Annotated in this window: 24 protein-coding genes; 17 read left to right on the top strand and 7 right to left on the bottom strand. The window is 63.0% G+C overall.

What is annotated here, in order from left to right; genetic code table 11:
* Nucleotides 1–403 precede the first annotated feature (403 nt).
* The 8 genes from VQ045_RS16905 (at nucleotide 404) to VQ045_RS16870 (ending at nucleotide 7,587) form a co-directional block, all read left to right on the top strand.
* A complete protein-coding gene (locus tag VQ045_RS16905) occupies nucleotides 404–793 on the top strand; it encodes a DUF302 domain-containing protein (protein WP_331830934.1) in 390 nt (129 codons plus the stop codon).
* A gap of 264 nt (nucleotides 794–1,057) precedes the next feature.
* Nucleotides 1,058–1,339, top strand: a complete 282-nt coding sequence (locus tag VQ045_RS16900; protein WP_327625888.1) for an acyl carrier protein — start codon at nucleotides 1,058–1,060, stop codon at nucleotides 1,337–1,339.
* Between the two features lie 200 nt (nucleotides 1,340–1,539).
* Nucleotides 1,540–2,751: a beta-ketoacyl-ACP synthase gene (locus tag VQ045_RS16895; protein ID WP_327625889.1), complete on the top strand. Its 1,212-nt coding sequence runs from the start codon at nucleotides 1,540–1,542 to the stop codon at nucleotides 2,749–2,751.
* Between the two features lie 10 nt (nucleotides 2,752–2,761).
* On the top strand, nucleotides 2,762–4,060 hold the full coding sequence (locus VQ045_RS16890; protein WP_331830933.1) for a beta-ketoacyl-ACP synthase: 1,299 nt from the start codon (nucleotides 2,762–2,764) through the stop codon (nucleotides 4,058–4,060).
* Nucleotides 4,061–4,203: 143 nt separating this feature from the next.
* Entirely contained in the window at nucleotides 4,204–5,259 is a 1,056-nt protein-coding gene (locus tag VQ045_RS16885; protein ID WP_331830932.1) for a zinc-binding dehydrogenase, read from the top strand.
* Nucleotides 5,256–6,191 carry a lipid A biosynthesis lauroyl acyltransferase gene (locus VQ045_RS16880; RefSeq protein ID WP_327625891.1) on the top strand — a complete coding sequence of 312 codons (936 nt, stop codon included), beginning with the start codon at nucleotides 5,256–5,258 and terminating at the stop codon, nucleotides 6,189–6,191. The genes VQ045_RS16885 and VQ045_RS16880 overlap by 4 nt, the downstream gene beginning before the upstream one ends.
* A gap of 217 nt (nucleotides 6,192–6,408) precedes the next feature.
* The gene (locus tag VQ045_RS16875) at nucleotides 6,409–7,332 is read left to right on the top strand and encodes a universal stress protein (protein WP_331830930.1); all 924 of its coding nucleotides are present in this window, start codon (nucleotides 6,409–6,411) and stop codon (nucleotides 7,330–7,332) included.
* A 27-nt stretch (nucleotides 7,333–7,359) separates the two neighbouring features.
* Complete coding sequence (locus tag VQ045_RS16870; RefSeq protein ID WP_327625893.1) at nucleotides 7,360–7,587, top strand: hypothetical protein; 228 nt, start codon at nucleotides 7,360–7,362, stop codon at nucleotides 7,585–7,587.
* A gap of 12 nt (nucleotides 7,588–7,599) precedes the next feature.
* Here the strand turns inward: VQ045_RS16870 and VQ045_RS16865 are convergent, their stop codons facing one another.
* On the bottom strand, nucleotides 7,600–8,028 hold the full coding sequence (locus VQ045_RS16865; RefSeq protein WP_331830929.1) for a L,D-transpeptidase: 429 nt from the start codon (nucleotides 8,026–8,028) through the stop codon (nucleotides 7,600–7,602).
* A gap of 278 nt (nucleotides 8,029–8,306) precedes the next feature.
* On the opposite strand from VQ045_RS16865, the gene VQ045_RS16860 reads away from it, so the two are divergent.
* A complete protein-coding gene (locus VQ045_RS16860) occupies nucleotides 8,307–10,301 on the top strand; it encodes a putative bifunctional diguanylate cyclase/phosphodiesterase (protein ID WP_331830928.1) in 1,995 nt (664 codons plus the stop codon).
* Nucleotides 10,302–10,601: 300 nt separating this feature from the next.
* Here the strand turns inward: VQ045_RS16860 and VQ045_RS16855 are convergent, their stop codons facing one another.
* Nucleotides 10,602–11,087 (bottom strand): hypothetical protein, encoded by a 486-nt coding sequence (locus VQ045_RS16855; protein ID WP_331830927.1) that lies wholly within the window; start codon nucleotides 11,085–11,087, stop codon nucleotides 10,602–10,604.
* Between the two features lie 476 nt (nucleotides 11,088–11,563).
* On the opposite strand from VQ045_RS16855, the gene VQ045_RS16850 reads away from it, so the two are divergent.
* The 3 genes from VQ045_RS16850 to VQ045_RS16840 all read left to right on the top strand — a co-directional run bounded on the left by VQ045_RS16850 (nucleotide 11,564) and on the right by VQ045_RS16840 (nucleotide 14,733).
* On the top strand, nucleotides 11,564–12,562 hold the full coding sequence (locus VQ045_RS16850) for an ABC transporter substrate-binding protein (protein WP_327625897.1): 999 nt from the start codon (nucleotides 11,564–11,566) through the stop codon (nucleotides 12,560–12,562).
* Between the two features lie 220 nt (nucleotides 12,563–12,782).
* Complete coding sequence (locus tag VQ045_RS16845) at nucleotides 12,783–13,670, top strand: ABC transporter permease (protein WP_331830926.1); 888 nt, start codon at nucleotides 12,783–12,785, stop codon at nucleotides 13,668–13,670.
* Nucleotides 13,663–14,733, top strand: coding sequence for a quaternary amine ABC transporter ATP-binding protein (locus tag VQ045_RS16840; RefSeq protein WP_327625899.1), 1,071 nt, complete (start codon nucleotides 13,663–13,665; stop codon nucleotides 14,731–14,733). Before VQ045_RS16845 ends, VQ045_RS16840 begins: the two co-directional genes overlap by 8 nt.
* A 75-nt stretch (nucleotides 14,734–14,808) precedes the next feature.
* Here VQ045_RS16840 and VQ045_RS16835 read toward each other — a convergent pair whose 3' ends face one another.
* Complete coding sequence (locus tag VQ045_RS16835; protein ID WP_331830925.1) at nucleotides 14,809–15,036, bottom strand: hypothetical protein; 228 nt, start codon at nucleotides 15,034–15,036, stop codon at nucleotides 14,809–14,811.
* Nucleotides 15,037–15,328: 292 nt separating this feature from the next.
* On the opposite strand from VQ045_RS16835, the gene bmt reads away from it, so the two are divergent.
* The 3 genes from bmt to VQ045_RS16820 all read left to right on the top strand — a co-directional run bounded on the left by bmt (nucleotide 15,329) and on the right by VQ045_RS16820 (nucleotide 18,600).
* Nucleotides 15,329–16,345, top strand: a complete 1,017-nt coding sequence (gene bmt, locus VQ045_RS16830) for a betaine--homocysteine S-methyltransferase (RefSeq protein ID WP_327625901.1) — start codon at nucleotides 15,329–15,331, stop codon at nucleotides 16,343–16,345.
* Nucleotides 16,346–16,864: 519 nt separating this feature from the next.
* A complete protein-coding gene (locus VQ045_RS16825; RefSeq protein ID WP_327625902.1) occupies nucleotides 16,865–17,974 on the top strand; it encodes a helix-turn-helix transcriptional regulator in 1,110 nt (369 codons plus the stop codon).
* 251 nt (nucleotides 17,975–18,225) lie between these two features.
* A complete protein-coding gene (locus VQ045_RS16820; RefSeq protein ID WP_327648882.1) occupies nucleotides 18,226–18,600 on the top strand; it encodes a hypothetical protein in 375 nt (124 codons plus the stop codon).
* 50 nt (nucleotides 18,601–18,650) lie between these two features.
* Here the strand turns inward: VQ045_RS16820 and VQ045_RS16815 are convergent, their stop codons facing one another.
* The 3 genes from VQ045_RS16815 to VQ045_RS16805 form a co-directional block, all read right to left on the bottom strand.
* Entirely contained in the window at nucleotides 18,651–19,292 is a 642-nt protein-coding gene (locus VQ045_RS16815; protein WP_331830924.1) for a response regulator transcription factor, read from the bottom strand.
* Nucleotides 19,289–20,857, bottom strand: a complete 1,569-nt coding sequence (locus VQ045_RS16810; RefSeq protein ID WP_331830922.1) for a sensor histidine kinase — start codon at nucleotides 20,855–20,857, stop codon at nucleotides 19,289–19,291. The genes VQ045_RS16815 and VQ045_RS16810 overlap by 4 nt, the downstream gene beginning before the upstream one ends.
* Nucleotides 20,858–21,193: 336 nt before the next feature.
* A complete protein-coding gene (locus VQ045_RS16805; protein ID WP_442879893.1) occupies nucleotides 21,194–22,756 on the bottom strand; it encodes a trimethylamine methyltransferase family protein in 1,563 nt (520 codons plus the stop codon).
* 382 nt (nucleotides 22,757–23,138) lie between these two features.
* Between VQ045_RS16805 and VQ045_RS16800 the strand changes: the two genes are divergently transcribed.
* On the top strand, nucleotides 23,139–23,840 hold the full coding sequence (locus VQ045_RS16800) for a corrinoid protein (protein ID WP_327626352.1): 702 nt from the start codon (nucleotides 23,139–23,141) through the stop codon (nucleotides 23,838–23,840).
* 163 nt (nucleotides 23,841–24,003) lie between these two features.
* On the opposite strand, the gene VQ045_RS16795 is transcribed toward VQ045_RS16800, so the two are convergent.
* The gene (locus tag VQ045_RS16795) at nucleotides 24,004–24,150 is read right to left on the bottom strand and encodes a hypothetical protein (RefSeq protein WP_327626351.1); all 147 of its coding nucleotides are present in this window, start codon (nucleotides 24,148–24,150) and stop codon (nucleotides 24,004–24,006) included.
* Nucleotides 24,151–24,240: 90 nt separating this feature from the next.
* Between VQ045_RS16795 and VQ045_RS16790 the strand changes: the two genes are divergently transcribed.
* The gene (locus VQ045_RS16790; RefSeq protein ID WP_331830920.1) at nucleotides 24,241–24,903 is read left to right on the top strand and encodes a DUF1638 domain-containing protein; all 663 of its coding nucleotides are present in this window, start codon (nucleotides 24,241–24,243) and stop codon (nucleotides 24,901–24,903) included.
* The last annotated feature ends 272 nt before the right edge of the window (nucleotides 24,904–25,175 follow it).

The raw sequence follows: 25,175 nt of genomic DNA, 5'->3' as shown, positions 1-25,175 counted from the left end.
CGCGAAGCCGATCGTTGAAAAGTGATCCGGTCCTACCGAGCAAACGTTGCAATCGCGCCGACTGTTCCGCTTGATCGGCCAGTCGCAAGCGTTTCCGGCGCTTCGCGCCAGGCTTTGCTCGCGTCGGCGGCCTGCGACAGCCGGAAGAAGAAGGCTCGTCAGGCCTGTTGATTCAGATCATTGGCCCTACGTCCCGGTTGGGCCACACAGGAAACGCCAGAGCGCGTCGCGCCGGCAAGCAACAGCGAAGGGGAACCGATGATGGACGGATTTGGTTGGATGGGCGGCGGCATGGGGTTCGGCGGTTTGTGGATGCTGCTGTTGCTCGTCGTCGTCATCCTGGCGATCTTCGCGCTGGTGAAATATCTGAGCCGCTGAACCTGTTTTCAAAAGGAGACGTCAAATGTCCTATACGATCAACCGGATCTTCGACGCGGAGAGCTTCGATGCCGTCGTGGAACGCACCCGATCGGCGCTCACCGACCAGGGCTTCGGCGTTCTGACCGAGATCGACGTCAAGGCGACGATGAAGAAGAAGCTCGACATCGACATGGACGACTATCTGATCCTCGGGGCCTGCAACCCACGCATGGCGCATCAGGCCATCGGCCTCGAGCCGCGTGTGGGAGCGATGCTTCCCTGCAACGTGATCGTGCGAAAAACTGGACCGAACGCGGTCGAGGTCAGCGCGGTCGATCCGGTGGCCTCGATGGCATCGATCGAAAATGCGGAACTGACATCGGTTGCCGGCCAGGTGCGCGGGATGCTGGAAACGGTCGTCCAGAAGATCTGAAGGTCATCCGTGCCCGCTGGATGCCACGCATCCTCTTGGGGCGAGCGCCTGCGTGAATGTGCTTTGCCTGTTTGGCGCACCGGCAAGTATACGGTCGGCGCCGGCGGAGATCGATGGGGCGGCCCCCTCCCCACATTTTCCACACCTTGCACCAGCATCGCTCCCGCTGTGCCGATACGGGGTGATCGCGGCTTTGCATTTCACGTCGAATTCCCTATAGCTTCGCGCCAAATTCGACATGGACCATCAGACAAGGATAAATCATTGTCTTCAACCTTCGACCGGGTCGCGGATATCATCGCCGAGACCAGCGAGATCGACCGCGAGCAGATCACTCCCGAAAGTCACACCATCGACGACCTCGGAATCGATTCGCTGGACTTCCTCGACATCGTGTTCGCGATCGACAAGGAGTTCGGGATCAAGATTCCGCTCGAGAAATGGACCCAGGAGGTCAATGACGGCGACGTGCCGACGGAGGAATACTTCGTGCTGAAGAATCTCTGCGCGAAGATCGATGAGCTGCGCGCGGCGAAGGCAGGCTGAGGCATAAGAACTATCGCGTGGCGGCTACAGCCCCCGCGGGTTCGCCCAATCCACCCGACGGATGCCGTGGACGTGGGACGGCAGCGTGACGGGGTCCGATAGCTGACGCGGCTATCCGGTCTCATGCTTTGGAGCGGAGGACGTTACGGACCGATCGCGCCGCTGGGAGACGGAACGATCCGGAAGCTTGGAACAATCGCATGACTGAGACTGCCAGGGACGTCGTCATAACCGGTATCGGCATGGTGTCCTCTATCGGCGAGGGGATCGCGGCCCATCTCGACGCGATCGCGCGAGGTCCCGCCCCGCAGCCCAGGATCGAGGCCGAGGCCTACGCGCCTTATTTCGTCCATCCCCTGCCCCCCATCGACTGGTCCGGCCAGATCCCGAAAAAGGGCGACCAGCGCCAGATGGAGACCTGGCAAAAGCTGGGCACCTATGCGGCGGGGCTAGCGTTGGACGATGCCGGCATCCCGGCCGACGAGGCGGTTCGCGGCAAGATCGACATGGTGGTTGCCGCCGGGGGCGGCGAGCGCGACATGACCGTCGACGCGCTGGTGATGGAGCGGGCGCGGGGGTCGAACGACCGCGACCGCATCGTCAACGAGACCCTGTCGGCGGAACTGCGGCCGACCCTGTTTCTGACGCAGCTTTCCAACCTCCTTGCGGGCAACATCTCGATCGTTCACAAGGTCACGGGTTCGTCGCGCACCTTCATGGGCGAGGAAGCGGCGGGGATTTCGGCGTTCGCCTCGGCCAGAGCCCGGATCGCGTCCGGTCAGAGCGACATCTGTCTGGTCGGCGGCGCGTTCTCGGCCGAGCGCAAGGATCTGATCCTCAATTTCGATCTCGCCGGGCTGATGCTCAAGGACGAGTGGCGCCCGGTGTCGTCCCGCGTGGCGCCTCATGACGGCATCGCCGTCGGCAGCGTCGGCGCCTTCGTCATCCTGGAATCGGCCGAGCATGCCGCCGCCCGATCGGCCCTCGCCTACGCCCGGCTGATCACCGCGACCGGCGACCGCGGCCGGCGCGAGACGGCCGCGACCGAGGCTCGCTTTCAGGCCGTTCTGCCGCCGCAGCAGGGACCGGCGGAAGAGACATTGGTTCTGTCGGGCGCGACGGGCATCGCCGATCTTCTGGCCATCGAACGCAGTGTTCTGCAAAAAACCTTTCCGGGGGCGCCGGTCCGCGCCTATGGAACGCTCCTCGGCCACTCCTTCGAGGCGCAGCTGCCCGCCGGGATAGCGCTGGCGGCGGGGGCGCTGTCGCGTGGCGAGGCTTTGCCGCCTCTCGATCCAGGCGAGGAACAGCCGGTATCGGCGCGGCCCCGCCGGGCGGTCGTGACCGCGATCGGCCATCTCCACGCCGAGGGCGCTTGCCTGCTCGAGGCCGTGGACGGCCGCAGATTGTGAGGACCAGATCATGAGCGCCAATGTGACCGCCGCGGAGACCGATTTCCTGGGCCGTCCGGTGATCGCGATCACCGGTCTTGGCATCGTGTCCTCGCTCGGCCGCGGCGTCGAGGACAATTGGGCCGCGCTGTCCTCGGGCCGCTCGGGCATCCACCGGATCGAGCGGTTCTCGACCGAGGGGCTGCGGACGACCATTTCCGGCTCCGTCGATTTCATGGGAGCGGAGAACGACACCTCGACGACGCTGTCCTACGCCATGGCCGAAGCCGCCGGGTCCGAGGCGATCCGGATGGCCGGCCTGCCGGACGAAGACTTTGGCGGACCGTTGTTCCTGGCCGCGCCGCCGGTGGAAATGGAATGGCAGCATCGCCTCGCCCTCGACGCGATGGACGGCGCCGAGCGCGAGGAAGCCGGCTACGACCGGCTGCTGGAAGTGGCCAGGCGCCACCCCAATCCCGCGATCTACCGTTTGACCCAGTGCAGCCGGATCTCCGAGCTGCTCGCCGATCGGCTCGGAACCCGTGGCCTGCCGATCACCCTGTCGACCGCCTGTGCCTCGGGCGCCAGCGCCATCCAGCTCGGCGTCGAAGCGATCCGCCGCGGCGAGACCGAGCGGGCGATCGCGATCGGCACCGATGGTTCGATCACGCCGGAATCGGTGATCCGCTTTTCGCTGCTTTCGGCGCTGTCGACCAACAATGAGCGACCGGAAAAAGCCTCCAAGCCCTTCTCCAAGGATCGGGACGGATTCGTCATGGCGGAGGGCGCGGGCGCGCTCGTCCTGGAGTCGCTGACGGCGGCCAGGGCACGCGGGGCCAGGATACTCGGCATCATCCACGGCTGCGGCGAACGCGCCGACGACTTCCACCGCACGCGCTCCAAGCCCGACGGCTCGCCGATCATCGCGACCATCAAGGCCGGAATCGCCGACGCCGGCATGGAGCCGACCGACATCGACTATATCAATGCCCACGGGACCTCGACCCCGGAAAACGACCGGATGGAAGCGACGGGCCTCGGCGCCATCTTCGGCGAGGCGCTGAAGACAACCCCAATCTCATCGAACAAGTCGATGATCGGCCACACGCTGACCGCGGCCGGAGCGATCGAGGCCGCCTTCTCGGTGCTGTCGCTGCAACACGGCGTGCTGCCGCCGACGATCAATTACGACAATCCGGACCCGGCAATCCCTCTCGACACCGTACCGAACACGGCACGCTCGGCCGATATCCGCGCGGTGCTGTCCAATTCCTTCGGCTTCGGCGGTCAGAACGTCTGTCTCGTCATCGGGCGCGAACCGCGCGCCTGACCGCCGGTTGCAGACCATCAAGAGCGCAAGCAAGAGCAGGATCGGTTTCCTGCGTCTCTTTCGCTTTCAATTGCGAAATTCGATCACGTGGGATTGGGGCGAAACCGATCGAATGTCATCGTGATCCAGACTGAGGTAGTATCATGCGGGCATTGCAACTCGTCGGCGACCGCGACCTGAAGGTGGTCGACCTGCCACCGCCGCCCGAGCCCGGCCCCGGCGAGGTCACCGTGGCGATCAAGGCAGTGGCGCTCAACCACATCGACGTCTGGGGCTGGCGCGGCATGGCGTTCGCCAAGCGCAAGATGCCGCTGGTCGTCGGCGCCGAGGCTGCCGGTGTCGTGTCGGCGATCGGTCCGGGCGTCGCCTCGGTGCTGCCCGGCCAACTCGTGTCGATCTATGGCGCGCGCACCTGCGGGCTCTGTCGCCCCTGCCGCGAAGGCCGCGACAATCTTTGCGAGCATGTCGGGGGCGTCCACGGCTTCCATCTTGACGGCTTCGCGCAGGAAAAGGTCAATCTGCCGGCCCGGCTGCTCGTCCCAGCCCCTCCGGGCTGCGACGCGATCGGAGCGGCGCTGGCACCGGTCACCTTCGGCACCGTCGAGCACATGCTGTTCGACAACGCCAAGCTCGAGCCGGGCGAAACGATCCTGATTCACGCCGGCGGCTCCGGCATCGGCTCGGCCGCCATCCAGCTCGCCAAGAAGATGGGTTGCACGGTCATCACGACGGTTGGTTCCGACGACAAGATCGAGCGCGCCAAGGCGCTCGGCGCCGATCACGTGATCAACTATCGCAAGGATCGCTTCGAGGGGGTCACCCGCAAGTTGACGAAGAAAAAGGGGGTCGACGTGGTGTTCGAGCACGTCGGCAAGGATACTTTCGCGGCCTCGATGCTGTGCCTGAAGCGTGGCGGGCGGTTGGTCACCTGCGGCTCGACCTCCGGCATCTCGACCGAGGTCAATCTGATGATGCTGTTCCAGCAGCAGTTGCGACTGCTCGGCTCCTTCGGCTGCCGCATGGAAAACATGCGCGACGCCATGCAGAAGATGGCGCGCGGCCTGGTCCATCCGGTGATCGACACGCGGATCGGCTTCGATGGGATCGAGGTCGCGTTGAAGCGCATGGAAGCGCGCGAGGTCTTCGGCAAGATCGTTCTCGATCTCGAGGCTGAGGGCACGGACACCGTCGCCGCATGAATCCGACTGCCACACGCCTCGCTCTGAGGGGCAAACGGGCGGCGGACTATGTCGTCGCCCAGCTTCTGTTCGGGCTTCTTCGGCTGGTTCGCCTGTTGCCGGCCGAAACGGGCCTCGCCCTCGCCGACCGCACGGCGCGGATGCTGGGGCCGCTGACGCCGCGCCACCGGCTCGCCAAGGACAATCTGCGTCAGGCTTACCCGGAGAAAGACGACGCCTGGGTCGAACGCATCGCCCGGGAGAACTGGGGGCAGATGGGCCGTATCGCCGCGGAGTTCGTGTTTCTCGACGATCTCTTCGACTTCGACCCGGAAAAGCCGGGCGCCGGGCGCATCGAGGTCGAAGGCGTCGACACGTTCCTGGAATTGCGCGAGCGCAAGGGACCCTTCATCTTCTTCACTGGCCATCTCGGCTGCTTCGAGCTGCTGCCGATCGGCGCAGCGGCCTTCGATCTCGAGTTCACCGCACTCTTCCGCCAACCGAATAACCGCTACATCGCCAAGGAGGTCCAGTCGGCCCGCCGGACCAGCGGCGGACATCTCGTGCCCTCCAAAGCCGGCGCCGCATGGTCGCTTGCCGGCGTTTTACAGCGCGGCGGCTCGGTCGGCATGCTGGTCGATCAGAAATTCCGCAAAGGCGCCGAGACGACGTTCTTCGGCCGCCCCTGTAAGACCAACCCCTTGCTGCCGAAGCTCGCCCGCCAGTTCGACTGTGAAATCTACCCGGCGCGCTCGATCCGGCTGCCGAACGGCCGCTATCGCCTGGAACTGAAGCCGCGGCTGGACCTGCCTCGGGACGCGACCGGAGAAATCGACGTTGCGGCGACCTGCCAGCTGCTCAACGATACGGTTGAAGGCTGGGTGCGCGAACACCCGGAACAATGGATGTGGTTTCACGACCGCTGGCAATCGAAGCCACTGGCCAAGCGTTAGAGCCTCGGACGATAATAAGGACACGGTTCTGTTTGTCGGTTTGCCGAGGTGATCCACGCGGAGCGCGGCGAGGAGCGTAGCCGCGCTACGGTCGAGCCGGCCGAGAAAGCGGGCACGCAATCGTCCGCCAATTGACCGGGATCAAGGTTGCGGCCCACGAGAGTGTGGAAAGTCCTTTCGAATGGAGCAATACTCCGACAAGCGAAAGGGTCACCCCATGGGCACCATCGGAATGCGGGCCGGGGCTGAAGGCGGCGCGAGGGCGCCCGACTTCGAAGGCGCGCCATCGTCCCGAAGCCGGCGCGATCGTTCGCACCGCATCGCAGACCTTGCGGTCCATCTCGACGGAGGCAATCAGGATGCGGCGAAGATCGCCCACCTCCAGACGATCCGCGCCATCTTCGGCGCCCATGCCGAAGCTTTTTTCGCCAACCCCATTCCGACCGCCTTCATCCCGATCGGACCCGGCTACGAGGGCCTTCCCGCAGAAATATGGGCCGAAGGCGCAGCCGCGGGAGACGTCGCCGAGAAGATGATTCGCGCGCGTTTGGACAAGCTGGACTTCGCGGTGGAATTGCGGCGTATTGACGGGATGCCGCACGAGCTGGCCCCAGCAACGGCAACGCTGGCCCGCTCGCTCGACCTCTTCCTGCTCGGCCGCCCCAATGGCGACAGGTGGCTGGCGGATATTCTTGAAGCCGTTCTCTTCGATGCCGGGGCCGCTGCGCTCGTGATCCCACGGGATGCGGCGACGTCGAAGGACCCGCAGACGATCCTTATTGGCTGGCGCGATAGCACGGAGTGCTCCCACGCGATCGCCGCCTCGCTGCCATTTCTGGAACGCGCGCGGCAGGTGCATCTGGTCTCCGTGGCGGAAACCTCCTCCAGCGAGGAAAAACGTATCGAACCCGCCGCCGACATGGCCAAGCATCTGTCCCGCCACGGCATTTCGGTCGAGGTCCGGCACTTGCCGAAATGGAACCACCCGGCAGAGGCGCTGCTGAACGAGGCGGCGATCGTCGGCGCGGACCTCTTGGTCGCCGGGGCTTATGGACGATCGCGCCTGCGCGAGATGATTTTTGGTGGGGTCACGCGAGCCCTTCTGAGGGACTGCCCGATCCCGCTGCTGATGGCCCACTGACGGGCCGATTGCGATGGAGGCATGTACATGCACGCGTCAGAACTGAACTATTGCGTGGAACCGACCGACGGACGCTGGACGGTTTCCTTCTGCCACTCGCCGCACGGAATCTTCGATCGGCGCGTCGATGCGATCCGCTCCGCCCTGTCGGACGCCGACCGGGTCGAGCGGATGGGGCACAAGGTGACCGTGATCGTCGCCCGCCCCGCCAACGCCCCGGATCTCGCGCAGCGGGTCTTGCGGCCGACCCATTGAGCGAGCGGCGTATTAACGCTGGACGATGACTCGGGTGTTGCCCATCCCGACCGTCTTGACCAGCGAGTAGAAGGTGCGTGCATTGGCGGTGCGGAGCCGAACGCAGCCGTGCGATGCCGGACGTCCGAGGCGGCTGACGGCGTTGGTGCCGTGAATGGCGTAGCCGCCATGGTAGAACACCGAATAAGGCATCGGCGACATGTCGTATTTGCGCGAATACCACATGCGGTGCGTGCGCTTGGGTCGCCAACTTCCGGTGGGGGTCACATAACCCTTCCTGGCGGTCGAGACCGGCCAGCGATACATCACCTTACCGTTCTTGATAACGGTCAGCGTCTGCGACGAAAGATCCACCTTGGCTACCAGCCCCGCGGCGGCGCTGGATAGGCCGAATGCGAAGATTCCGGCCATCACGGCAATGGCAAGCAGTCCGTTTTTCATGGTAATTCCTCCAGCCCGAACGCCAAAACGTCTTCGCCCCAAAAAAGTCTAATTTCTTCTCCCCCGGATGGTCAATTGCCGATTGCGTGAAGCCCGCCCCTGATTCCTTTCCGAGAGCTGGAACAGTGGCGCCGCACAGCGCTCTTTCTCGAAAAAAGGCTCTCGAATGGCACGCGAGGCGGCGAGAAATGGCTGCAACGGCCCTCTGCCAAAGCTGAATTCGACAATTGTTTACACCTTCGTTCTAGCGTTGCGCCTGAACTTTGATGCGGATGGCAATGCTACTCAGCGTGATAAAGCGATACGGCGCGACCCTGCTCGGCGGATTAATCATCGCCGCGTTCGTGGTCACGAGCGTGTTCATGATCGGCGGAGCGACTGTCGGTGAGCTCGTCGAAACGGGTGCACGCGCCCGCGGTGCGGAGTTCGCGCGCCTTCTGCTGGGGCCGGGAGGCCATGTCGACGCGTTTTTGACCGGTATCGCCCGCACCCCTGACGCAGAGACATCGATCCGCAAGATCGCGGGCCTGGCGGGAATCGAAAGCTTCGCCGTTTTCGACCGCAACGGTCAGGAGGTGTACCGATCCCGTTCCGATCGCTACGACTGGTTGCTGCGCGATCGGCCCGGTGGCATCAGCTCGGGTGACCGACTTTCAAAAACCACGCTAACGAAGCCCGGCGCGTGGTCGATCGTCCAAGATGACCGAACCACCAATCCTTCGTTCCTGACCCCGCTGATTCGGAATGAAAAGACGATCGGCTACGTTTCCGTCGTGGCCGACATGATCGCCCAACGCTATGCGTTCAAAGCCACGCTTGCCCGTGCCTCGGTGTCATTGCTGCTCATCCTGTTCATGGCAACCGGACTGCCTTTGCTGCTCTACCTGCGCCGCAAACGCAAGATCGCCGAGGCCGCCGACCGCATCGACTTCCTGGCCAATTACGACGCCTTGACCAACCTCTTGAACCGCAGGCGAATGCAGGAGGAAACCGACCGTGTTCTGGCTACCGTGCGGGCGACGCGCGAGCGGATGGGCTATCTCTACGTCGATCTTGACGAACTCTCCGAGATCAACGACCGGCTTGGCCAAAACAGCGGAGACGAACTACTGACGGTGGTTGCGGCCCGCCTTGCCGCGGTCGTCGATCCCAGCGATCTCATCGGCCGCATCGGAGCGGACGACTTCGCGGTTCTACGCCGACGCATCACCTCGATCGAGGACATTGCGGCACTGGCCAAACGCATTTTCGACGCGGTTTGCGAGCCCGTCGAACTCGCGGGCGAAATCGTCAAGCCCAGGGTCTCGATCGGCTGCGCCATGGTGCCGGAGGACGGGCGCACCCACTCCGAGCTGGTCAAACACGCCGAAATCGCGCACCTGCACCACAAAACCGATAAAAGTCGCAACCTCGTCTTTTTCGAACCCGCGATGGACGAGGCGATGCACCATCGCCGTTATGTCGAGGCGTTGGTGCGCGCGGCGGTCGAGAATGAGAGCTTCGAACTTTTCTATCAACCGATTGTCAATGGCGACGGCTCGCGCCTGCTCGGCTTCGAGGCGCTCCTGCGCTTGCGTGACGAGAACGGCGAATACATCTCTCCCTCCGTTTTCGTGCCCATCGCCGAAGCGCGCGGCTACATAAAGGCGATCGGCACCTGGGTCATCCGTGAGGCCACCCGCCAGATCGCCCAGTGGCCGCAGGATCTTTTCGTCTCGGTCAACCTCAGCCCGGTCCAATTCGGCGACGGCGATCTGGTGAGAATCGTCGAAACGGCTCTCCGAGAGGCCAACATCAGCGGAAAGAGGCTTGAGATCGAGGTCGTGGAGTCTCTGTTGCTCGACCGCTCCGACGACATTCTCGCGCAGCTCCGTGAATTGAGGGCGCTCGGGATATCCATCGACATGGACGATTTCGGCACCGGTTATTCCTCACTCGGCTACCTGTGGCGCTTCCCATTCGACAAGCTGAAGATCGACCAATCCTTCATGGTCGCCCTGGAAAACGGCGAACCGAACGTCTCCCGGCTTCTCGAGACCATCGTCTCCATGGCCCACCACCTGAAGATGAAGGTTACCACCGAGGGAGTGGAGACCGAGGCTCAAGTGGCGCTGATGAAAAGCCTGGGCTGCGATCAGCTGCAAGGTTATTTCTTCGGCCGACCGATGCCCGCCGACCAGGCGGCGGCCGAGATCCTGACGCGCTTCCGGCACAACGTCGCGGAAAGCCCGTCAGACGTTCCGGTGCTGCAGCGGGCTAACCACGCCTCCTGACGCCTGCGCCTCTCTCGACGCGCGCGTGCTGGCGCCATGACCAAGCAGGCGGCGCCGCCCCCGCAAGGCTGCAGCGCGGCGACCAAGACTGTTCATGCCAATCAAGTCTGATTCTATGACCGCAACGGCCCACCGGGACTTTGACTCGTCCGCCACCGGGTTTTTCTATGACAGGCGGGGAATTCATAGTTAACAGTTAGTTGATAATGAGAACAATACTAAAAATATTCACAATCAGCGCAACCACGGCGCTGCTGGAACATTGGAGAGAGAACGCGAAGGGTCACGTCCATGAAGATTCTAATTCTCGAAGATGAACCCATCATCGCCATCGACCTCGAAGGGATCGTGCTGGAAAAAATCGATGCCGAGATTCTTCATGCAGCGACCGTCGCGGATGCCCTCGCCTACGTGAACGAAGGCCTCGATTTCGCAATGCTCGACGTTGTCCTCGGCCCTTGCGGCGAGACGTCGCTTCCGATCGCGCAGATCCTGCTCCGCAATAATGTGCCGTTCTGCTTTATCTCCAGCAGTCTGGATCAGCTGCCGGCGCAGCTCGCCGCCGTCCCGCGGATTTCCAAGCCCTTCCGGCCCCATGAGGTGGAAAATTTGGTGCCAGCGCACGTGTAATCCGGCCCGAGGAGAGGCGGTCTGTTTCGAGATGGTGACGGAAAATCGGGACCCCTGGGCGAAACAGCGGGGCCAACTTGCCAATCTTTTATAGAAAGGCGCGACCGCTCTATCACGGACGACCGGCAAGAACGCGGTCGCTTTCCCGGTACGCAAAACCTTATCCGGGGTCGCGGCGCTTCTTGCGTCGAATCCGTTGGTAAGCCGTAAGCGTTACCGTTCGGTTATTGCGTCGCCCTCAGCGATGAAATGGGTCGAATCCGGGAGCTGGCGCCGCTTCGCTTTAGGGTTTCCGCAACCACAGACGGTTGGCAGCCTCTTCCTCACGGCTGCGACGGAACCCGTCACATGGTCGCCGCGACGCCACGATTCGGCACGTCTCGCTTGGGCCACCCGCCCCGTCCTGAACGGGTCTGCGCCAAGCTCGCGCGGCCCTATTTAGCCCCGCGGCCAAAAAAAATGTTGGATTCAAGGCCCGAACCCTCTAGTTTCCGCGATGGAACGCACTGGGAGCGGACCGCTTTCGAATGTAATCGTCCGGCTGGATCGTGCCACTTCGCCGCGCGGAGCGCGAGTGCGAATGTAAATGTCACTGACGATACTCGGAAAAACCCAATAAATAAGGAATTCTTATGAAATCACTTCTCGCCTCCACCTTTCTCGCAGCCGCCCTATTCGGTTTCGCACCGGGCGCATCGGCGCAGGAAAGCTGCGAATTGACGATTTCAAACATGAACTGGGCGTCGGCGGAGGTGCTGGCCGCGATCGATCAGTTCGTCCTCTCGGAAGGATACGGCTGCAAAACACGCCTGCTGCCCGGCGACACGATGCCCACTTTCGCATCGATGACGGAAAAGCAGGAGCCGGACGTCGCGCCGGAAATGTGGGTCAATCAGTTCCGCGATCAGATCGACAAGGCGGTCGAGGAAGGCACCGTCGTATTCGCGGCCGAAGCGCTGTCGGATGGCGGCGAGGAAGGCTGGTGGGTTCCGTCCTACTTCGCCGAGGCGCATCCTGACATCAAAACGGTCGCCGACGCGCTCGCACGTCCCGATCTCTTCCCGTCGACCGAGGATCCGTCCAAGGGTGCCTTCTACAACTGTCCATCGGGTTGGGGTTGCCAGATCACCACAGCCAACCTCTTCCGCGCCTATGAGGGCGAGGAAAAGGGCTTTGTACTGATCGATACCGGTTCGGCCGCCGGGCTCGATGGCTCGATCGCCAAGGCCTACGAGAACAAGGAGCCATGGTTCGGCTACTATTGGGCGCCGACCGCCATCCTCGGCAAATACCCGATGACGAAGCTGGCCTTCGACGCCGAGCACGACCCGGAGGAGTGGACCAAGTGCACTACGGTTGCCGATTGCGCCGATCCGAAGATCAACGCCTGGACCAAATCCGAGGTCTTCACGATCGTGACCCCGAATGTGGCCAAGGAATCCGAGGCCGCGGCGGAGTATCTCAACACCCGCTCGTGGGATAACGCGACCGTCAACAAGCTGCTGGCCTGGAAGGAAGATCAGCAGGCGACCGGCGAGGACACGGCGTTCTATTTCCTCGAGAACAACGCGGATATCTGGACGAAATGGGTTTCGCCGGAAGCAGCGGAAAAGATCAAGGAAGCGCTTTGATCTTGACGCGATCGGTGGCAGTTCGGGCGTGCGATAGCCGGTGGCTTACCGCTCTCGGTCACGACGCCTTGAGCCGTCCCGATCGATGAAACATGACGGCTGCGGCGTCGCCGCGGCCGTTTTTTTTGTAACCAAGGATGAATCCGCGCCTACCCAAGAGTGGGCCATGATTGGCCGTTGAACGCCGGGGCTGGAAGCGGACGTCGAGGAGACCTGACATTTGGACTGGCTGACGGAATTTCCCCAGATCGGGGGGCGCAATCTGCGGCTCATGTCGCGGGCGATCGATCAACAATATCGCGCGTTTTCGCGCGCGTTCGGCAACGACATCGAGGCCTTGTTCCGACCGCTTCTCGATTTTCTCCTTTGGTTCGAGAAGCTGCTTCTCCAGACGCCCTGGTGGATCGTCATCGCCGTCCTCGTTGCCATCGTCTGGTTCGCCAGCCGCTCCAAGGGGATCACCGCAGGCACCTTTATTGCCCTGATGCTGATCGGCATCTTCGGCATGTGGGAAGACACCATGCGCACGCTGTCGATCATCGTGGTGTGCACGTTGATGTCGATCGTCGTCGGCCTGCCCATCGGCATCCTCATGTCGCGCTCCGACAAGGTCCAGTCGGTCCTCAATCCGATCCTCGACGTGATGCAGACGATGCCGTCCTTCGTCTATCTCATCCCCATCGTCATGCTGCTGGGTATCGGCTTGATCCCCGGTCTGATCGTCGTGGTGATCTACGCCATGCCGCCGATCATCCGATTGACCAATCTCGGCATCCGGCTTGTCGACAAGGAAGTACTCGAGGCCGCCAACGCCTTCGGCTCGTCGAACTGGCAAAGGCTCACCCAGGTGCAGCTACCTCTGGCCCTGCCGACCATCATGGCCGGCATCAACCAGACCATCATGATGGCCCTCGCCATGGTTGTCGTCGCCTCGCTTATCGGCGTGCGTGGGCTTGGACAGCCGGTACTGCAGGCAATTACCAACCAGTACTTCACCCAAGGGGTGCTGAACGGCATGGCCATTGTGGCCATCGCCATCATCTTCGACCGCGCGAGCCAGGCCTATGGCAAGCGCCTCCAACGTCACCGGGAGGCCGCCCATGGCTGATGTCGCCATCAAGATCCGCAATCTCTACAAGGTGTTCGGTCCGAACGACAAAGCCATGGTGGAGAAGGTCCGCCAGGGAATGACGAAGTCCGACCTGCTCGATCAGCATTCCCATGTCCTTGGCCTCAAGGATATCAACATGGACATGCTCGCGGGCGGGATCCAGGTCGTTATGGGGCTATCGGGTTCGGGAAAATCCACGTTGATCCGGCATATCAACCGGTTGATCGAACCGTCAAGCGGCGAGATCCTGATCGACGGCGAGGACGTTCTCGCCATGACCGACAAGCGGTTGCAGGATTTCCGCCGCCACAAGATCTCCATGGTGTTTCAGCGCTTCGGCCTGTTGCCGCACAAGACGGTCATCGACAATGTCGGCTACGGCCTGCACGTCATGGGCAAGTCAAAGGCCGAGCAGCACTCCGGCTCCATGCGCTGGATCGAGCGGGTGGGCCTGAAGGGCTACGAGGACAATTATCCGGCCCAGCTCTCGGGCGGCATGCAGCAGCGGGTCGGCCTCGCCCGCGCGCTCGCGACCGACGCCGACATCCTACTAATGGATGAAGCCTTTTCGGCGCTCGATCCGTTGATCCGTAATGACATGCAATCGGTGCTGCTCGACCTGCAGGCAGAGCTTCACAAGACCATCGTCTTCATCACCCACGACCTCGACGAGGCGCTGCGCCTGGGCGAGCGCATCGCGATTCTGAGAGACGGTGAGATCATCCAGCAGGGCACCGGGCAGGAAATCGTCTTGAAGCCGGCCGACGACTACATCTCGTCCTTCGTCCGCGAAGTGAACCGGGGACGAGTCGTCCAGGTGGAAACGGTCATGGACCCGGCTCCCGCGGAAGGAGAGACTCCGGTAGGCGGCAGCCTGCCGGTCGAGAAGGGTACCATTCTCGAGGACGCCGCCCGGCGGATGAGCGAGGAAGGCGTCACCAATGCGCATGTCGTCAACGGCAGCGGCGCGTCGATTGGCACGCTGACCATGCGCGGTTTGATGGCTGCGATGGTGACGCCGGTACTCAAGGACGCGCTCGACGCGACCGAGCTGAGCTGAGGCCCCCGCACCTTCGCGCGCCACATTCATAGCGCCGCTGCGTCGGCTATCGCGCTGACGCGGCGGTGCGGGCCGTCAGGCTGCCTGATCGGCGATCGTCTGCTGTCGGTCGTCGGCGCCAAACAGCAACTGGTAGCATTCGGCAAGCAGGTCGAGATCCGTGGGCGCCTGTCGAATCAGGGCGTCCTCGATCTGCACTGGGGTGTAGCCCTCCGCGTAAAGAGCTTGAACCGCGGCATAGACCATATCCGCTTGGTCAAGCCGCTTGGGTGCGCGATCAAACATCATTTCCCCGTCTTCCATTTCCACCGCGGCGCAAGTTCGCGCGACGGTGATTCGTCTCAAATACCAGCTATCCTTACGAAATGTGGCTTTGGTAGAGCTTGCCGGGAAAATTGATGCCGTAGGAACGACTTAGCTGTGGAAATGTCTCCCCAAGGGCAGCAGACCGCGCCCCTCTTCCCCCGCGACGGGGAGGGCATGCAGGTCGCGCTTGACATGATAGAGCTCGCTTCGCAGGGGATGGGGGCGTTACCATCTTCGCGTGGCGCATCGCCGAAAGGCGACCCCTCCGATCCGTGACGAAGAGGCATCCATGTCCGATCCGCTCAGCCGCCTGCTCGCGGAAAAAGGCGTCCTCCTCGCCGACGGCGCTACGGGGACTAACCTCTTCGAGGTGGGCCTCGAATCCGGCGAGGCCCCGGAAATGTGGCTGGAGAGCCACCCGGAGCGGATCACGGCGCTTCATCAAGCCTTTGTGGACAACGGCGCCGACATCATTCTCACCTGCTCCTTCGGAGCCAACCGCCACCGGCTGAAGCTGCATGAGGCGGCGGATCGCACCCATGACCTCAACCGCAAGGCCGCAGAGATCGCCCGCGCGGTTGCCGACGGGGCCGGCCGGCCGGTCATTGTCGCCGGGTCGGTCGGTCCGACCGGCGAGATCTTCGCCCCGCTCGGCAATCTGTCCTATGAGGACGCGGTCGAGACCTTCCGCGAGCAGATCGCCGGCCTGAAGGAGGGTGGCGCCGACGTCGCGTGGATCGAGACCATGTCGGCGGCCGAAGAGGTTCGCGCCGCCGCCGAGGCGGCCGTCGCCTGCGCTATGCCCTATGTCTTCACCGGTTCCTTCGACAGCGCCGGCCGGACCATGATGGGCATCCACCCGAAAGATTTCTACAAATCGGTCGAGGGCCTTGCCGAAACGCCCCTGGCGATCGGAGCCAATTGCGGCGTCGGCGCCTCCGACATGCTGGCCACGGGTCTGGAACTGGGCACCGGCGACAGCGACGCCGCAGTCGTCCTCAAGGCCAATTGCGGCATCCCGCGCTTCGTCGATGGCCAGACGGTCTATTCCGGAACGCCCGAGCAGATGGCCGATTATACGCGCCTTGCGATCGATGTCGGCGCCCGCATCATCGGCGGCTGCTGCGGCACCTCCCCCCATCACCTCGGCGCCATGCGCCATGCCATCGACACCCACAGCCGGCGACCGCGACCGACGGTGGAAGAGATCGTCGACACCGTCGGGCCGTTGGTCAACAAACAGGCATCCGACGCGGCAACGAACAGCACCGCGTCCACGCGCGGTCGTCGCGGCCGCCGCGGCTGACATCGGTACGGGCTGCTACCGCTCCCGAGTCGCCACTTCCTCCGTCGCCGCCAAGGGTCGGCAGAATATTTTGGGATAATCCCCGCCCCGCAGGAGTCGCGACCTGACGGCTGCGATCATTCCAGCGCGCATGCAGCCGGCAAGGCCATATCGGGCTCGGCGATCGTCACCCTATGCACCGATGTCGCCTCTCGGCATTTTTCGACCGGCGTCGAGTTCAAGCAGATCGCGAGGACAGCAAAGAATGGCATGACGGTGCCCTCCCTCAATGATCCAGGATCAGGCGTACCCTCCGGCGAGACTGGACGCCGAAGACCTGGCACCCGCGCGTTCATGCTTTACCCGCTCCGGCTAAAGCACATCCCCCATTTGGGGGATCGTATATATTTTAAGTTGAAAGCACTTATTTTCTAATCATTTGCCGAATTTCCCTAGAGTTGCGTCTTCACTAAGCAGGGCATATCGTCACGGACAGGACGGAAAGTCGCACGCGCACTGATCCGGTAGGGAGACGATTGCATGGCTGCCAGCGCATCGGTCGTTGAAGACACCCTCTCCTGTCTTTACGGAAGCATCGACGGCTCCAACTCCTGGGCCGACGCAATGGGCCGGGTCGCGGCGGCAACCGGGGCGGATCGCTTCACATTCAACTCCGTCGGACACGACGGATCCTTTCACCACGACTCGGCACCCTTCGACCCGGAAGGCCTGCTCATGTTCGCCCAGGATTTCGCCGACAAGGATCTGCGCCTTCAGCGGATCGTGTCGCAACGGCGTCGAGGCCTGATCCATACTGGCGACGTGATGACCGCCCAGGAAATCGCCCAGTGTCCGGTGCACAACGAATTCTACCGGCTATTTCCCGAATGCTGGAACGCCGGCATCCTGGTGCTTGAGCATCTGGGAGGCATTACCGCACCGACAATTCAGCGCCGGGCCAGCAAAGGCGACTTCACCCCAGAGGAAACCCGGCTCCTGGAAGTCCTGGGTCCTCACATCTGCCGCGTGGTCGAATTGCAGGCCCTCGTGTCAGCCAGAACCCTCGGCGACGACGGTATCGTTGCCGCCCTGGACGGCCTCGACGACGGCGTCATCATTTTCGACCACGCCGGTTTCGTCCTTCACATGAATGCACCAGCACGCGCGATCGTCGCGATCAAGGACGGGCTCGAACTGACCCGTGGGGTCTTGAGGGCCTCGCATCGGGATTCTCGACCGGTTCTGTTCGACATGATGACCCGGACGCTTCGGGTCGCCGCGGGGCTCAACTTCGAACTTCCGCGCCCAATCGGGCTCCGTCGGCCGGGCAATGCGCGGCCGCTGATCGTGCGCGCCTTCGTTTCACCAACGGGCAAGGACGCCAATCGGATGGGCGTTCTGACGGTTCAGGATCGAGCTTCCTGGCAGGCACCCACCGCCGACACCGTGCGCGCCGCCACCGGCCTGACCCCGGCGGAGTCGCGTCTCGCCGTCGCGCTCCTCGAGGGCGAAAGCGTCATCGCCTATGCCAGACGCGAAGGACTGTCCGAACACACCGCGCGGTCGCACCTCAAACAGATCCGCTCCAAGCTTGGCGTCACCCGACAGGCCAACGTCGTCGCCGTGCTGGCCCGCCTCTTCGGGTCTTGAGCGGATTGCAGGCACCGCAGGGCCTAGCCAGCGGTTTTATCAAGCAGTTTGGGTGATCCAGTTTGCCATGTCGTCGGGAAATGACGGTCTGCCGCAACCCGTTCTTTATATAAAAATGGTCAGCGGATTTTTCCTCATCCGACTGTTCTTCTAGACCATCCGGTCCATGTTCGCGATGCCCCTCCAACTATATTAAGAAAACATTAACCGGCAAGACAAAGATCGGTTTCCTACATACAGGGGTTACTAATATGAAACGTTTTGCATTGGCCTGCACGGCAGCGGTTTTCCTCGCAGCAAGCGGTGCGGCCTTTGCCGCCCCCAAAGGCGGGCAACCCGGCTCCGGCACCAATCCCGGCGGACAGGGTGGTTTCGTGACCGAAACCATGACCACTACGACCACCGAATCCTTCATGGGCATGAGCGACAAGTCACCGCCGAACGCCCATGCGGCTGCCAGCCAAGGCGTGCGGACCGATACCACCACCACGGTAACCGAGGTCAACGGCCCGAAGGGGCAGGTCGATTCCTATGTCGACGGCAGCAGCGACACCTGCAACAACTGCACTGAGACCGAGATCAGCAGCAGCACCGAGACGACGGACGCGCCGGGCGCGAACCGCTAGTCGCATCTTGAAGTGGGCTGGCCCTTACTGAGTGGTCGGCCCACTCCCCCCTATCCACCCGCAACGCGCATCAGGGCGGACGCCAAGGCGGTCCGGTTGGTGACCCCGAGCTTCTGATAAGCGTTGTGAAGGTGGTTCTTGACCGTCGCGCTCGATATGCCGAGCGAAGATGCGATTTCCTTGTTCGAAAGCCCCGACGCCACCAGTCTCGCGATCTTGTGTTCGGAGGCGGTCAGCTGTGGCAACCGCTGTTGCGGTTCCTGTCGGCGGGCATCTTCGCGTTTCGTGGCCGCCCGTATCCAAGCTTGAGGCAAATGCTTTCGTCCGGCGGCGACATCAATCATCACCCTGATCAGGAGCTCGGGCGCCGTCTCCTTCAGGACCAGACCATGCAGACCGGCTGCCACCGCGTCGAGCAACTGCTCATCCCGCATCGATGCCGTTAGCAAGACCACACGGGTCGGCGAACGGCTCGCCCGGATGTTCCACAACACCTCGATGCCCCCCATCATCGGCATTGCCACGTCAAGAACGGCAAGGTCCGGGGACAATTGCAATATGGCTTCGCAGGCCAGAAGCCCGTCAGAGAACGCGGCAATCACCTCGAACCGACCGGATCGATCGATCAGGTTCGACAGCCCGTCGAGAACAAGCGGATGATCATCCGCGATGACGACCGTGCGCCGTGTCATGACGTTTCCAGGGGAAGTGAAATCTGGAGAGAGACGCCCCGGTCGCTGCTCGACACCGTCACGCGCCCGCCCAGGTTCGTGGCCCGCCGCATGATGGAACGCGGCCCGAGCCCCGAAGCCTCAAGCGTCGAATCGTCCCGTGTCCCCTGGAATACGCCGAAGCCCGATCCGTCGTCCACGATCTCGACGTAGAGGCGCTGCGCCACCGGGTGCAGGCTGACAGAAAGCGTCTTCGCCGCACCATGCCTGACGGCATTCGCCGCCGCCTCACCAATGATGAACTCAAGCCCGTGCACGATTGGCCGCGAAATCGTCAACTGCTGCGGGACCTGGCGATGGACTGTCACGGACCAGCGCTGCTCGAGTTCGGAGATAAAGGCCTCGAGACGTTCCGAAATCGGGGCTGGGGCCCCTGCACGATTATCCAGCCGCTCAGCCCCCGAGACGAAATTGCGGACATTTTGCTGTTGGGCGGCAAGATCACGCTGCAATTTCGACATGACCTGGCGCAGGCCGGGTGGGACCTGTTCTTCCATGGCTTTCATGTGCAGCCCGATCGCCGTCAGATTTTGCAGAAGTCCGTCATGAAGGTCTTGGGCGAGGCTGCGTCGCGCCTGGGTCGCCGCCGTTTCCACTAGCCGTTTCTGCAGGAGATCGTGCTCCAGTTCCGTGGCAATCCGAGTTGCCACGATGGCGGCTAGCGGAAGCGTCTCGATAACCGGATGATGGATGCAGAGAAAAACGAGTCCAGCTACATTTCTCGTCGCGATCGGAGCAACGACGCCGCCGTGCAGCCGCAACCCTTGGAGGGCCTGCGATTCGATCCGAGCATTGAAACGGTTTCCGCTTTCATCCAGCAGGACAAGAACATTTTCTCCCGCGCGCTCGACCACGACCATCGGGCGTGTCACCTCGACGGAAAGCAAGGCATCCCCCGCTGGTCCGGAGCGCGCGGCATTTAGGTGATCTTCGCTCCAGGAGACGGTGAAGAGATAGGGCTCGTACTCACTGCTCCAGACGACCACCACCTCGTTGGCCTGAAGTACATGCGCAGCATGGGCAAGGGTGTGTTCCAGTGCCGGAAGGTCATCTTTCGTTTGCATCTCCAGGGGCCAATTGGCGAGGTCGGCGACGCGCCGACGTTGACCCTCCCGTTGAGCGCCCAGGACGGCAAGAATACCTCCCGTCACAAGCAGATAACCGGCTCGTATGACGATCCTCTGCACCTCCAGATCGGCACCGGAGGATTCGACACCAGATATCCAGGTGACAAACAGGATCCCGACAAGAACCGCCGTCGTGGCCAAGGCGCCCACCCAGTTCCAGTGGAGCATCGAACTGAAAAGCAGGAACGTGAAAAACAGAAAAAACGGGCTCGTCGATCCTTCGGTAAACTGCATCAACGTTGCCAGCACGGCGATATCGATGGCATGGACGATCAACGCGGGATATCTGGCGCTTTCAATCCGTCGCGACACCACCACAAGACCAATGGCAAAGACAACATAGGCAAGCAGGAGTGCGTAGACGGCGCGATCATCGCTGACCGGTTGACTCGGGTCCAAATACCGTCGCCACCAAACCGATAAAGGCGGTGAGAAGCCGGCATCCGGCCGCAAGACTGACAACGGATATCGCGAGAAGATGATGCACGTACGGCTAGCCCAGCAGAAGGAAACGCTTGTTCACCGAGATCCCTGGAGCCGCCCGGTCAGCTTGCCGCCCGACGAACATAACCGATCAACGGTTCATCGCAACCGTTCCGTGTGAGCTTGTATAAGCATGGATAAGGCGGGCCCAAATCAGCTCTGCAGCCCCTTCCAAACCGCACTGTGGATCGTCGCGCCGACTTTCGCGGCGGCGTTCGCTTCGCTTGCGGCGGCCGGGTCCGCCTGTCCCTTTCAGGCAAAGGCGTCGGGCTCGGACTCCTTGCGCTTGGCGATGAAGCCGGAAAGCGCCTCGGCGACGCCGGGATCGAGCGCGGGCGCCTCATAGGCATCGAGCCAGCGCCGGCAAAGCTGGTTGGCCCGGTTCTCGGCGCGCAACGCGCCCTCGGCCGACCACTGCTCGAAGGAATTGTTGTCGGCGATGGACGAGCGATAGAACGCCGTCTGAAAATTGTCCTGGGTGTGCTGGCAGCCGAGATAATGGCTGCCCGGCCCGACCTCGCGGATCGCCGACATGGCCTGGCCGTTTTCGGACAAGTCGACCCCGCGCGCCATTGCCTGCATCATGCCGAGCTGATCGCAATCCATGACGAATTTCTCGTAGCAGGCTGCCAGCCCGCCCTCGAGCCAGCCGGCAGCGTGCAGCACGAAGTTGGTGCCCGCCAGCACCGTCGAGTTCAGCGTGTTGGCGCTCTCGTAGGCTGCCTGGGCATCCGGCACCTTGGAGGCGCAGAGCGACCCACCGGTACGGAACGGCAGGCCGAGCCGGCGCGCGAGCTGCGCCGCGCCATAGGAGACCAGCGCCGGCTCCGGCGATCCGAAGGTCGGCGCGCCGGACTGCATCGAGATCGACGAGGCGAAGGTACCGAACACGACCGGCGCGCCCGGCCGGCAAAGCTGGGTGAAGGCGGCGCCCGCCAGCACCTCGGCGAGCACCTGCGTCAAGGTGCCGGCGACCGTCACCGGGCTCATGGCCCCGGCCAGGATGAAGGGCGTGACGATGCAGGCCTGGTTCGCCCGGGCATAGACCTTGAGCGCGCCCAGCATGGTGCCGTCGAAGGTCATCGGCGAATTGGCGTTGATCAGGTTGATGACAACGGTGTTCTGATCGACGAAGTCCGAGCCGAACAGGATGCGGCACATCTCGATCGTGTCGGCGGCCCGTTCCGGCGCCGTCACCGAGCCCATGAAGGGCTTGTCGGACAGCGTCATGTGCGCATGCACCATGTCGAGGTGGCGCTTGTTCACCGGAATGTCGACCGGCTCGCACACGGTGCCGCCCGAATGGTGGATCGACGGTGCCATATAGGCGAGCTTCACGAGGTTGCGGAAATCCTCGATGGTCGCGTAACGGCGCACGCCGTCGAGGTCACGCACGAAGGGCGGACCGTAGACCGGCGCGAACACCGTGGCCTTGCCGCCGATCTCGACCGAGTTCTCCGGATTGCGGGCGTGCTGGGTGAAAATCCGCGGCGCTGTCTTCAACAGTTCGCGGCAAAGCCCCTTGGGAAAGCGCACCCGCTCTCCGGACACGTCGGCGCCCGCTTCCTTCCACATCGCCAGCGCTTCCGCATCGTCGCGAAATTCGATGCCGATCTCCTCAAGCACCGTGTCGGCATTCGCCTCGATCAGGGCAAGACCTTCCTCGTCCAGCACCTCGTATTCCGGAAGCGACCGGCGGATATAGGCAAGCTTTGGCCCCGAGCCGGTCTGGGTGCGGGCCGCGCGCCGTGCCGATGCGCCGCCGCCACCGCCGCGCCCGCGTCGTCCGCCCGCCGCACCGCTCTCGGCTTCCATCGCCTCGGGGGCCTGTCCGGTCACGTCGCTCATCCGTCGTCTCCTGGCATTGTCCGCTGGCGCCGGCCGGGCTCTGCACCCTCCCGCGCCGACATCCTCCCGCGAGCATACGCGGCAATCACAGCCGATTGTAAAAGGACAAATCCAGCTCGCCGTTCCGGATGCGAAGATCGGTGACGCGCGAAGGACAGTCGCCGGGCTGGATCAGCAAGCGTATCCGTGGCGCGGACGTCGTTTTCGGCATCGGCAATGTCGCAGCCGGAAGATTTGTTTACCGCCCTTTGCCCTACTCTCGATCGTGATGCGGTGCGAAGCGCCCGACATGCGCCGACACCGTTCCCTAATAAGGCCTTGGGAGAGGCCGCTGGTGAGGAGTGCCATCATGGCGGATAACGACGAGATCGTACTGGCCGAGCTCTCCGACGACGACCTCGTCGCCCAGATGAAGGACGACCTTTACGACGGGCTGAAGGAGGAAATCGAGGAAGGCACCAACATCCTCCTCGGACGGGACTGGACGCCCTACGACGTCCTGACCAAAGCGCTCGTCGGCGGCATGCAGATCGTCGGCGAGGATTTTCGCGACGGCATCCTGTTCGTGCCTGAGGTGCTTCTCTCGGCCAATGCCATGAAGGCCGGAATGAAGATTCTGCGGCCGCTGCTGGTCGAGACCGGTGCGCCGAAACAGGGCAAGATGGTCATCGGTACCGTCAAGGGCGACATCCACGACATCGGCAAGAACCTCGTCGGCATGATGATGGAGGGCGCCGGCTTCGAGATCGTCGACCTCGGCATCAACATCGACGTCGACAAGTACCTCGCCGCGCTCGACGAGCACCAGCCGGAATTCCTCGGCATGTCGGCGCTGCTGACGACGACGATGCCCTACATGAAGGTGGTGATCGATACGTTGGTCCAGAAGGGCCGGCGCGACGACTATATCGTCCTTGTCGGCGGCGCGCCGTTGAACGAGGATTTCGCCAATCAGGTCGGCGCCGACGCCTATTGCCGCGATGCGGCGATCACGGTCGAGATCGCCAAAGATCTGATGGCCCGCAAGCACAATCAGCTCCGGCGAGCATGACCCGGGTCATCCACCCCTCTCCCAGTTCCGACGCTGACGCGACGCGCAGCGGTCGGGCTGTGTCCAAGACGGATATCTTGCCGCCTCCCCCTCGCTGCGCCCATGAGAACGGCGCGGCTTCCCGAAGGCCCCGCGCCGGTTCAACGCCGCGCTGGTCGACTGCCTATTGCGCGACGTCCCTGACAGCGGCCCCGGTGGCGTCGACGGTGTTGCCAAGGTCGCGGCCAACCCCGCGCACGGTGTTGGCGCAAGCGGACAGCAGAAGCGCCCCGACGAGAACCCCGGACAATATTGCGATGCGGTGGGCCATGCTGTTCTCTCCGTTTCGAGAATGTGACGGAAAAACGGCTGAGACTTACGCCGGTTCCGCTCTCTCGCGACATTTTCATTTGGAAGGCTGATGTTCGACGGCCCCGACCACTCCGCCCCGCCCGCCCGTGACAATGTCGAGCGGCTCACGGTCATCGCCTGCGGCGCCATCGCGCGGGAGATTGTCGCCATCCTCGCTGCCAACGGCCTCGACCATGTCGATCTCACCTGCCTGCCGGCCGTTCTCCACAACGCGCCGAAAAAGATCGCGCCGGCCGTCGAAGCAGCCATACTCAAGGCCCGCAGCCGGGGCGCGTCCAGGATTTTTATCGCCTATGCCGATTGCGGCACTGGCGGTCATCTAGACGCGGTCTGCGAACGCCAGGGCGTCGAGCGCATCGCCGGCCCGCATTGCTATTCCTTTTTCCTCGGCAATGACCGCTTCGCCGCCGAAGGCGATGCCAACATGACCACCTTCTGGCTTACCGATTTTCTCGCCCGTCAGTTCGACGCGTTCATCGCCAAGCCGTTTCGCCTCGACCGTTATCCCGAAATGACGGCGATGCTGTTCGGCAATTACGAGCGCGTCGTCCACATCGCCCAGACCGACGACGCCGAGATCGATGCCCGCGCCCGCGCGATCGCCGATCGTCTCGGGCTCGCGCACGAGCGGCGCTTTGTCGGCTATGGCGATCTCGTCGACGCAATCGCCACCGCAGCCGGCGCCGCCCGGCCCCAGCTTGCGACAGGCTGACGCGGATTTCGCAAAGCGCCCCGAGGGGTATCGATCAGTCACATCGACATGGGAATCGGTTGGCGACCAGCCAACGCAGCCGCTTGATGTTTGCCAACGAAACGCCGATTTAATATCCACCCCGTCATAGTGTTTGCGGACTCCTTGATTAAGGGGGAGGGGGAATGTCCCGGTCTCTGTTGAAACTCTGAAGTGGGCGGCGTTGCCCGCCTTGAGCCGTTAGGCTCGGGGTGCCGATTCCACTGAGGAGAGCAACGCCATGAAGAAAGATA

It is taken from the genome of Aurantimonas sp. E1-2-R+4 (genome assembly GCF_036549515.1).
Lineage (GTDB): Bacteria > Pseudomonadota > Alphaproteobacteria > Rhizobiales > Rhizobiaceae > Aurantimonas > Aurantimonas coralicida_A.
The sequence above is the reverse complement of the archived record's forward strand: the minus strand, read 5'-3'. Positions and strand labels throughout refer to the sequence as shown.

What these genes read in the sequence shown, in the direction of transcription:
- VQ045_RS16795 (WP_327626351.1), bottom strand. Translation starts at nt 24,150, where the DNA reads ATGGCCCACCGCATCGCAATATTGTCCGGGGTTCTCGTCGGGGCGCTT.
- VQ045_RS16890 (WP_331830933.1), top strand. Translation starts at nt 2,762, where the DNA reads ATGAGCGCCAATGTGACCGCCGCGGAGACCGATTTCCTGGGCCGTCCG.
- VQ045_RS16840 (WP_327625899.1), top strand. Translation starts at nt 13,663, where the DNA reads ATGGCTGATGTCGCCATCAAGATCCGCAATCTCTACAAGGTGTTCGGT.
- VQ045_RS16885 (WP_331830932.1), top strand. Translation starts at nt 4,204, where the DNA reads ATGCGGGCATTGCAACTCGTCGGCGACCGCGACCTGAAGGTGGTCGAC.
- VQ045_RS16905 (WP_331830934.1), top strand. Translation starts at nt 404, where the DNA reads ATGTCCTATACGATCAACCGGATCTTCGACGCGGAGAGCTTCGATGCC.
- VQ045_RS16815 (WP_331830924.1), bottom strand. Translation starts at nt 19,292, where the DNA reads ATGACACGGCGCACGGTCGTCATCGCGGATGATCATCCGCTTGTTCTC.
- VQ045_RS16870 (WP_327625893.1), top strand. Translation starts at nt 7,360, where the DNA reads ATGCACGCGTCAGAACTGAACTATTGCGTGGAACCGACCGACGGACGC.
- VQ045_RS16800 (WP_327626352.1), top strand. Translation starts at nt 23,139, where the DNA reads ATGGCGGATAACGACGAGATCGTACTGGCCGAGCTCTCCGACGACGAC.
- VQ045_RS16835 (WP_331830925.1), bottom strand. Translation starts at nt 15,036, where the DNA reads ATGGAAGACGGGGAAATGATGTTTGATCGCGCACCCAAGCGGCTTGAC.
- VQ045_RS16895 (WP_327625889.1), top strand. Translation starts at nt 1,540, where the DNA reads ATGACTGAGACTGCCAGGGACGTCGTCATAACCGGTATCGGCATGGTG.
- VQ045_RS16860 (WP_331830928.1), top strand. Translation starts at nt 8,307, where the DNA reads ATGCTACTCAGCGTGATAAAGCGATACGGCGCGACCCTGCTCGGCGGA.
- VQ045_RS16805 (WP_442879893.1), bottom strand. Translation starts at nt 22,756, where the DNA reads ATGGAAGCCGAGAGCGGTGCGGCGGGCGGACGACGCGGGCGCGGCGGT.
- VQ045_RS16875 (WP_331830930.1), top strand. Translation starts at nt 6,409, where the DNA reads ATGGGCACCATCGGAATGCGGGCCGGGGCTGAAGGCGGCGCGAGGGCG.
- bmt (WP_327625901.1), top strand. Translation starts at nt 15,329, where the DNA reads ATGTCCGATCCGCTCAGCCGCCTGCTCGCGGAAAAAGGCGTCCTCCTC.
- VQ045_RS16825 (WP_327625902.1), top strand. Translation starts at nt 16,865, where the DNA reads ATGGCTGCCAGCGCATCGGTCGTTGAAGACACCCTCTCCTGTCTTTAC.
- VQ045_RS16820 (WP_327648882.1), top strand. Translation starts at nt 18,226, where the DNA reads ATGAAACGTTTTGCATTGGCCTGCACGGCAGCGGTTTTCCTCGCAGCA.
- VQ045_RS16865 (WP_331830929.1), bottom strand. Translation starts at nt 8,028, where the DNA reads ATGAAAAACGGACTGCTTGCCATTGCCGTGATGGCCGGAATCTTCGCA.
- VQ045_RS16850 (WP_327625897.1), top strand. Translation starts at nt 11,564, where the DNA reads ATGAAATCACTTCTCGCCTCCACCTTTCTCGCAGCCGCCCTATTCGGT.
- VQ045_RS16880 (WP_327625891.1), top strand. Translation starts at nt 5,256, where the DNA reads ATGAATCCGACTGCCACACGCCTCGCTCTGAGGGGCAAACGGGCGGCG.
- VQ045_RS16790 (WP_331830920.1), top strand. Translation starts at nt 24,241, where the DNA reads ATGTTCGACGGCCCCGACCACTCCGCCCCGCCCGCCCGTGACAATGTC.